Origin of the sequence: Methanosarcina sp. (genome assembly GCF_035390745.1) — an archaeon.
Classification (GTDB): domain Archaea; phylum Halobacteriota; class Methanosarcinia; order Methanosarcinales; family Methanosarcinaceae; genus Methanosarcina.
Genome location: NZ_DAOOUJ010000056.1, coordinates 14,115 through 20,323, shown reverse-complemented (window position 1 = coordinate 20,323; position 6,209 = coordinate 14,115). Strand labels below are relative to the sequence as shown.

General features: G+C 41.0%; 11 protein-coding genes. 3 read left to right on the top strand and 8 right to left on the bottom strand.

The features are described from left to right. Window positions 1-384: 384 nt before the first annotated feature. The 3 genes from PLL47_RS11795 to PLL47_RS11785 all read right to left on the bottom strand — a co-directional run bounded on the left by PLL47_RS11795 (window position 385) and on the right by PLL47_RS11785 (window position 2,258). Window positions 385-768 (bottom strand): putative zinc-binding protein, encoded by a 384-nt coding sequence (locus PLL47_RS11795; protein WP_324446402.1) that lies wholly within the window; start codon window positions 766-768, stop codon window positions 385-387. Window positions 769-841: 73 nt separating this feature from the next. Further along, entirely contained in the window at window positions 842-1,075 is a 234-nt protein-coding gene (locus tag PLL47_RS11790; protein ID WP_324446401.1) for a thioredoxin family protein, read from the bottom strand. A 124-nt stretch (window positions 1,076-1,199) separates the two neighbouring features. After that, on the bottom strand, window positions 1,200-2,258 hold the full coding sequence (locus PLL47_RS11785) for a permease (RefSeq protein WP_324446400.1): 1,059 nt from the start codon (window positions 2,256-2,258) through the stop codon (window positions 1,200-1,202). 187 nt (window positions 2,259-2,445) lie between these two features. Between PLL47_RS11785 and PLL47_RS11780 the strand changes: the two genes are divergently transcribed. The 3 genes from PLL47_RS11780 to PLL47_RS11770 all read left to right on the top strand — a co-directional run bounded on the left by PLL47_RS11780 (window position 2,446) and on the right by PLL47_RS11770 (window position 4,371). After that, complete coding sequence (locus PLL47_RS11780) at window positions 2,446-2,826, top strand: YnfA family protein (protein ID WP_324446399.1); 381 nt, start codon at window positions 2,446-2,448, stop codon at window positions 2,824-2,826. Further along, window positions 2,823-3,152 carry a YnfA family protein gene (locus PLL47_RS11775; RefSeq protein WP_324446398.1) on the top strand — a complete coding sequence of 110 codons (330 nt, stop codon included), beginning with the start codon at window positions 2,823-2,825 and terminating at the stop codon, window positions 3,150-3,152. Before PLL47_RS11780 ends, PLL47_RS11775 begins: the two co-directional genes overlap by 4 nt. A gap of 283 nt (window positions 3,153-3,435) precedes the next feature. Then, window positions 3,436-4,371: a magnesium transporter CorA family protein gene (locus tag PLL47_RS11770; protein WP_324446397.1), complete on the top strand. Its 936-nt coding sequence runs from the start codon at window positions 3,436-3,438 to the stop codon at window positions 4,369-4,371. Window positions 4,372-4,404: 33 nt separating this feature from the next. Here PLL47_RS11770 and PLL47_RS11765 read toward each other — a convergent pair whose 3' ends face one another. The 5 genes from PLL47_RS11765 to PLL47_RS11745 all read right to left on the bottom strand — a co-directional run. Further along, entirely contained in the window at window positions 4,405-4,689 is a 285-nt protein-coding gene (locus PLL47_RS11765; protein WP_324446396.1) for a hypothetical protein, read from the bottom strand. Window positions 4,690-4,754: 65 nt separating this feature from the next. Then, window positions 4,755-5,051, bottom strand: a complete 297-nt coding sequence (gene tusB, locus PLL47_RS11760) for a sulfurtransferase complex subunit TusB (RefSeq protein WP_324446395.1) — start codon at window positions 5,049-5,051, stop codon at window positions 4,755-4,757. 14 nt (window positions 5,052-5,065) lie between these two features. After that, complete coding sequence (locus tag PLL47_RS11755; RefSeq protein ID WP_324446394.1) at window positions 5,066-5,410, bottom strand: DsrE family protein; 345 nt, start codon at window positions 5,408-5,410, stop codon at window positions 5,066-5,068. A gap of 23 nt (window positions 5,411-5,433) precedes the next feature. Next, entirely contained in the window at window positions 5,434-5,814 is a 381-nt protein-coding gene (locus PLL47_RS11750) for a DsrE/DsrF/TusD sulfur relay family protein (RefSeq protein WP_324446393.1), read from the bottom strand. A 36-nt stretch (window positions 5,815-5,850) separates the two neighbouring features. Then, window positions 5,851-6,209 (bottom strand): (Fe-S)-binding protein (locus PLL47_RS11745; protein WP_324446392.1); only part of this gene is annotated, 359 nt, incomplete at its 5' end.

Sequence of the window (6,209 nt, the reverse complement as noted above, 5' to 3'; positions counted from 1 at the left end):
AAGAAATTCGTTCTTTGCTCTGTATTTTATGCAATTGTTTCATTACAATTCTCCTTAAATCATCAGGTTTCGTTTGTATAACATAAGAAAATGATTTGATACATCAAAATATGTTGATATATCCAAGTATACGAAATGATATAAGTATTTTACCTGGATATACGGGAGATAAAAAATTAAATTAGGTAAATCAGCATCTATAAGACGATTATATCGAAAGGTTTGTTATTGTTAGAGAAAAACGGTCAAGAATTAAGTTAAGACCGGTCAGGGATTCTAAGAGGAACCAGAAACTATTCCAAATTAATTAAAAACTAAAGCAGCCGACCAAGAATCTGAAAGAAAGTCAGAAGGGCAGGCTTTAAACAAAAAATGGAGTGAATATCACTCCGATTGCAGTATTTCCATAACCTTTTCAAGGACTTCAGCTACTTCTTCATCCTTTGGGTTTCTGTCCCTGGTTTTCTTAACCCCCAGTTCGGAAATTACGATCTGGCGGTCAACCTTAAAACCTGCCAGTTCAAGGGTTTTGGTTGCACAGTTTACCGGGCAGCCGTCAATTGTAATAATCCTGTCCGAAGCTTCGGCAGATTTCATGAGCCCAGGAGCTCTGGCTCCGATACCCACAGTACACATAAGATTTCCAATCCCCTGCTCTTCAAGCGCAATCGCTATTTTGTTTGAGATCTGCCCTACATTTGCTGCCCCTGTGCAGGGGAAAAGCGCAACGTTTGCCGAGCCGCAAGAACATTTAGTTTCTTCTGCCATTTTTTTGTCTCCTTTTATATTTGAAAATCATCTCATCTGGTGATAACTTTAATCCATTTGATGCTCACTCTGCTTATTTTGTGATCCATTTCTTGATGTCTTCTATGCTTGGGACCTTGCCTGCAACTTTGACATCTCCGTCAACAACAAGGGCAGGAGTAATCATAACCCCATATTCCAGAATTTTGTCAAAATCTTCAACCTTAACTATCTCAGCGTCCACACCTGCTTCCTTAACGGCTTTTTCGGCAAGCTCTTTCGTCTTTTTGCATTTGGCACAGCCTGTACCCAGTATTTCGATTTTCACTTTTCTCACCTGCTGTTTAGTTTACTTTTTATTCGTTTACCTTTATATTTTTAGATATAAGCTTAGTGAATATTTATGATATTACTTTTAATGTAACCTCTACTTGATTCTATTCGACTTCTGTTTATGCAAACATGGTCCCAAACACATACCCTGAAGCAGTTGCAATCAATACTACCAGGGAAATATAAGTCATGCCTTTCTTTGCTCCCATAATCCTGTTAATAACAATCATACTCGGCAGGCTGAGTGCCGGACCTGCAAGAAGCATGGCAAGGGAAGGTCCTTTTCCCATTCCAAGCAGGGTAAGAGCTTTGATAATAGGCACTTCTGTAAGAGTGGAGAAGTACATCAGAGCTCCAGCTATCGAAGAGATGAAATTTGAACTAAGCGAACTTCCTCCTACAAGAGAAGCTACAAACTCTTTTGGAAGCACTTCAACTATAATGCCTGCGAAAAATACACCAAGGAGAAGCAGAGGGGTAATCTGTTTTATAAGGAACCAGGTTTCTCCCATCCAGCTTTTAAGTTCCTCTTTTGAGAACCATTTGAGAGAGAGGTAAGCTGTAATTCCTATGAAGGGTATCCAGGCAATGATCTGAGTTGTGTATTTCCATTTCCAGGCAGACATGATTTCGGGAGCCACAAGGACCGCAATGAGCAAAATAAAGAGTTCAACCGTGTGCTTGTGCCCCTCCTGGCTGAATGTTTTGATGGATCTCTGTTCCGCTCCTTTCTTCTCATAGACCAGAGACATCGTCATGCCTATAACCACTGAAAGAAGCACTGCCGAAAAAGCCCTTGCAGCTCCAAGGTCGTATCCCAGGATTTTAGCGGTATAAACAACTGCAAGGATATTGATTGCCGGGGCAGAGAACAGGAAAGTGGTTGCGGGACCTATACCTGCTCCTCTTTTATATATTCCTGCAAAAAGAGGAAGAGTCGTACAGCTGCAGACCGCAAGAAGGCATCCTGAAGCCGCAGCTACGGTATATGAAATGTATTTAGGGGTATCTGCTCCAAAGAACTTCAATACGGATTCTTTGGAAAAGAGGGACGCAATTGCACCAGCCAGGAAAAAGGCGGGCAAAAGGCACATCAGCACATGCAGAGCCAGATATTCCTGCAGCGACTGAAGCCCGACAGAGAAGAGATACATAAGATAATCAGGATCAAGAGTCATTTTTCCACCAGATTTTTTCAAATTTTCCTGTTATTATTTCAAATCTATTTGAAAGAAACTATATAAAATTTCCTATTTCAAAAATATTTGAAACAATCTGGGGGCCTGTATTTCCCTGTTTGCTGTAAATCTCCAGGCGGAAGAGAAAATGAGTTTATTTATATATTTTTTGCAGCGTTTTATGGGTATGAAAATTAAAGTAGAATCAAGCTGCATATCCAGAAAAAAATGCTTTCTGTATACCATTCTTCTCTTTATCCTTGCAGGCATTTTTGAGATAGGAGGCGGATACCTCATGTGGCAATGGCTGCGCGAAGGAAGAGAACTGGTTTTTGCACTCCTTGGAGCAGCAGTTCTGTTTCTATACGGAGTCGTACCCACTTTCCAGCCGTCATATTTCCACAGGATATATGCGACTTACGGAGGCATTTTTGTTGTTATGTCCCTTTTATGGGGCTGGGTTTTCGATAAAATACCCCCGGATACCTATGACCTGATAGGCGCTATCATCATTCTGGTGGGAGTTTCAATTATCTATTACTGGCCCAGGAAGGAGGAAGCTGAATGATTGACATGGGAATTTCTCTCGGTCTTTTTTTCCTGGCTGCCCTCTTTGAAATAGGAGGCGGGTATCTGGTCTGGTTGTGGTTAAGGGAAAATAAAGGAATATCATTTGGGCTTCTGGGAGGGCTGATATTAGCTGTCTATGGCATCATCCCCACCTTTCAACCGGCAAATTTCGGCAGAGTTTATGCTGCATATGGAGGAATTTTTATTATTTCCTCTCTGATCTGGGGATTTTTTGTCGACAAAAAGAGACCTGACAGATATGAAGTAATAGGTGCATTGATAGCACTCGTGGGCGTGTTTGTAATGTTTTATATCCCCCGCTAATCTTGCTGATGGCTTCTGATAGTAAAAACGAGCAACAATAATTTATGGATTATAAAACTTTTTTGTTGACCTGCGGGTTGCATGTAGTCAGACCTGAATTTCAGAAGGTTTCCATTTCTTCTCTGTGGTCACTGTTATTTTCTGTCCTTATTTTCTGTCCCTGGCTTTTTGTTTGGCTCAAAAAGTTATTTATATATTCATGTTTTGCTTAAGGTTACAAATTGTCAGTTACTTTTAGATGAAAAACGTGGTTCTAAAGCACTTATGACAGGGAGAAATATGCATGCTTCAGATATTCAAATCAACAGATACTGGAATGGTAACCCTTGATCAGGTTGAAAATGGAGCATGGATCAATCTGGTAAACCCCGATGAAAAGGAAATCTCTTATGTTTCGGAAAATCTGAACATTCCTGTCGAGCACATTAAAGCTGCCCTTGATGAAGAGGAACGTGCAAGGATTGAACTTGACGGAGACTGTACCGTTGTGTTAATAGACACTCCTGTACCAAGTAAAAAATCTCAGGAAGGGGGAGTTTATTATACGGTTCCTCTTGGAATTATTATTGCCGATAAGAATATTGTCACGGTCTCTCTCCGCGAAAACTACATAATAAAAGACTTTATTGAACGGAGAATAAAGTCCTTTTATACATTCAAAAAAACACGTTTCTTTTTACAAATTCTTTATAAAAATTCTAAATTGTACCTCCGGTACCTTCAGGATATTGACAAGACAAGCGGTCTGATCGAGAGCCGGCTGCACAGGTCTCTGAGAAATAAAGAGTTAATTCAGCTCCTTGAGCTGGAAAAAAGTCTTGTATATTTTTCCACTTCCCTTAAAAGCAATGAAATGGTTCTTGAAAAAATCCAGAGATCAAACCCTATTAAAATGTATCCCGAAGATTCCGAACTGCTTGATGACGTCATTATCGAAAACAAGCAGGCAATTGAAATGGCAAACATCTACAGCAATATATTAAGCGGGACAATGGATGCGTATGCATCGGTCATATCAAATAACTTAAACATTGTGATGAAGTTCCTGACATCCGTTACCATTATACTATCGATTCCGACGATGATCGCAAGTTTTTTCGGAATGAACGTTAACGTCCCGTTCGAGAATAATCCTCACGCTTTTGCAATCATTTTCATAATTTCCATATTTATCTCGGTTATTTTAGGAATAACCATGGCTAAAAAAGAAATGTTCTAAAACCTGTTCTTTTCAAGTTAAACAACTCTTTTATTACTTTCCTGCCGCCTTCTGAGTCTCTTTAGTTACTTCTTTCATCATCTCTCCCACAAGTGTTGCTTTTTCACAATGGGAGGCCTCTTTTGGGCTGCAGTTTATGAGGATACTCATCAGCCTGTCTGCCATCCTGTAAAATTTCATATCCTCAACCCTGACAAGAAGGGCGGATAGTTTTTCGCTAAATTCCCTGCATTTTTCGTGGTCACAGACTGCCTGTTCATGCAGACGGCTTACGCATTCCAATCCCTCAATAATTTCAGGCGGGAGTTTTTCGGCCATATTAAGACTATCCTGTCAGGTAATTCTCAGTTTATTGTCCGCCAACCTTCACTTATAACCTTCATTTAAAATGTGTATGAACGTCGGCAGTTTTCCATTACATCCTCTATAAATACGGCATAAAAGTTTTCCGGAATTATGATATTCTCTCTGCCGCTTATACCTCGAGCTTCAAGATCTTCCTGACAGGCATAAACTGTACATCCAGACATTTCCTGTATGCCTGAAAGCAGGTGATATACTCCGTCGCCTGCAAGATAGATCCTTGCATTTCCAGAGCGAGCAATCAATTTGAGGCACAGTTCCGACCGCAGGCTGAAAGGAGGCTTTGTCAGCAGGAATACATCATATTCTTCTTGCACACTATTACCTCTTTTTAAAATAAGACCACACATTCAAAGCTTTCCATTTCTTCGAGGAAGTCCTCTTCATCAGCAAGTTCCAGGGTTTCTATAAACGTTTCCCCAAAAAGGCCTCTCTCAATCAGTGAAGGTTCATGCACAAGCACTCTTAATTCACCATAAGAGTAGAGAATATCTGAAAGGTTTGGCACTCCGAGTTTTTTGCTTTCCTGTCCGGCAACTGCAAGATAAACTCCATCTCCATAAAGGCCGAGGGTTACGCGCATTCCTGCAAGGCTTACTGCAGCTGCGTTTAACGCTCCGAAGGCTTTTTCACTGCCGTATGGGGCAGAGTCCAGAAGATAGAAAACTGATTTCATGTTCAGACCTCGTTTCGTCAGGCTTATCTTGGCAGTGAGATTACTCTATCACTCTTTTTCAACATTTCAGCTAGTTCATAAAGGCTGGAAATCTTTATTCCGGGGAGGTAGTCCCTGCAGTTACTTCCGTTTTCGTTTTCCTCCTCTGCAATATAGCCTCTTGCAGCAGCGCACCGGGCACATGCCCTGATTACAGCTCCTTTCTCTGCAAGTCCTGTGAAAAGTTCACCTGCACTGGTAAAAAAGGAAGGGGTCTGGCCTTTTTTTGGGATATGAACCGCGTCCAGGTAGAGAAATATGTTCACCTGATATTGTTCAAGCGCGCTGTCGGCCAGTTTGCAGGCGATTTCAGCATATTCGGAAATATAAGGACCGTCAGTAAGCACTATAGTAAGAGTCTTCAAAATTTCCTCCAAACAAATTTGTTTTGTTAACCGGGTTTAAATATAGTTGACCAAAACCTGCAGATGCTCCTGATTACCTGCGTACTCAGGTTCTTTAAGAAGTGCACAGCTATCCAGAGAAGCCTGTCTTGCCATAAGCTTGATGGCAAAGCTGTAGCATCCCTGTTCTCCGCATTTCCCGCAGCTGGTCAGGGGAAGGTATCTGTAAACCTCCTTGAGATCTACCCTTATCTTTTCCCTGGGGGCTGGGGCTACACCTTTTGCGATAGCTTCATTGATAATGCTCTTCAGTCTTTCAAGTTCTTCTTTAGCTTCATTCTCGTTTTTAATCATCCTGATGGAGACTTTTCCATTACCGTAAATAGTTGTAATAATTTCTCCTTTTTGAATAATCA